The sequence below is a fragment of the Mesorhizobium sp. genome, from assembly GCF_017306585.1.
Lineage (GTDB): Bacteria > Pseudomonadota > Alphaproteobacteria > Rhizobiales > Rhizobiaceae > Mesorhizobium.
Genome location: NZ_JAFKIC010000383.1, coordinates 1 through 1,416 on the forward strand (window position 1 = coordinate 1; position 1,416 = coordinate 1,416).

A 1,416-nucleotide genomic window follows, 5' to 3' on the forward strand; every position below is an offset into this window, starting at 1 on the left:
GATCAATGGCATCTGGCAGGACCATTACCTCTACGCCCGGATCGCGGACGATCCGCCGGGCGATGGAACGAAGGGCTGATTGTGACGAATTTTTCGCGATTAGCGTCGCTGTTCGCCCTGATTCTGGCGATTATCATCACGTTTTCGGCCGCCGTTCCGGCTTTGGCCGTCGAACCGATCAAGATTTCGCGCGACGACAAGGCACTCGACCTCTCCCGGGCCTTCGACCTGTATCCGAATCAGGGCGAGCATTTCCAGGTCTCGACCGCGCCTGGCCCCGACGGCATCGTGCGGCGCATCGAGGTCGAAGCCAAGGACACGCGCTCCACCGGCGACTGGGCCGTCTTCGCGCTTGCCAACACGACCGACCAGCAGCTCGACCGGCTGATCGTCGTGCCGCATTTCCGGCTGGTGAACTCAGGCATCTTCTGGCCCGATCTCGGCTCGACCCGCATCGCGGCCATCACGCCCAGCGAAGGTTTCGCGCTCGACCGACAGACAAGTCCGGACGCCGACGTCTTCCGGGTGACGCTGAACCCGGGCACGGTGATCACCTTCATCGCCGAGCTTGCCTCGCCCAAGCTGCCGCAGGTCTATCTCTGGGATCCGGAATCCTACAAGGACTCGGTCAATTCCTATACGCTGTTCCGCGGCATCGTCATCGGCATCGCCGGCCTGCTGGCGCTATTCCTGACCATCCTGTTCGTGGTCAAGGGGACTTCCATGTTCCCGGCCACCGCGGCGCTGGCCTGGGCGGTGCTTGCCTATATCTGCGTCGATTTCGGCTTCCTCAACAAGATCATCGAGATATCGCCCGTCAACGAACAGATGTGGCGGGCCGGAACCGAGGTGGCGCTGGCGGCCACCTTCGTGGTGTTCCTGTTCGCCTATCTCAACCTCAACCGATGGCACGGCCATTTCAGCTATGGCGCACTGGTCTGGATTCTGGGCCTGCTGCTGATCGCCGGGGTCGCCATCGTCGACCCCGCCGTCGCTGCCGGCATCGCCCGGATCTCGTTTGCCGCCACCGCGCTCACCGGGCTCGGCCTGATCATCTTTCTTGGCATACGCGGCTACGACCGAGCTATCATGCTGGTGCCCAGTTGGGTGATGGTGCTGCTCTGGCTATGCGGATCGTGGATGGCGATCACCGGCATGCTCGACAACGACATCGCCCAGCCGGCACTCGGCGGCGGGTTGATCCTGATCATCCTGTTGATCGGCTTCACCGTCATGCAGCACGCCTTTGCCGGCGGGGCGCTGCATCAGGGCCTGTTCTCAGATCTGGAACGGCAGGCGCTGGCGGTGGCCGGATCTGGCGACACCGTGTGGGACTGGGACGTGCTGCGCGACCGCGTCGTCACCAAACCCGACGTCAGCCTGCAGCTCGGTCTCGCCCCCAACAGCCTTGGGGGC

The 1,416-nt window shown here is 63.6% G+C and carries 1 protein-coding gene; it reads left to right on the forward strand.

All coding sequences use genetic code 11. The features are described 5' to 3' along the window. Window positions 1-81: 81 nt before the first annotated feature. On the forward strand, window positions 82-1,416 hold a 1,335-nt coding region (locus tag J0I79_RS35065; RefSeq protein WP_292870784.1), incomplete at its 3' end, for a 7TM diverse intracellular signaling domain-containing protein.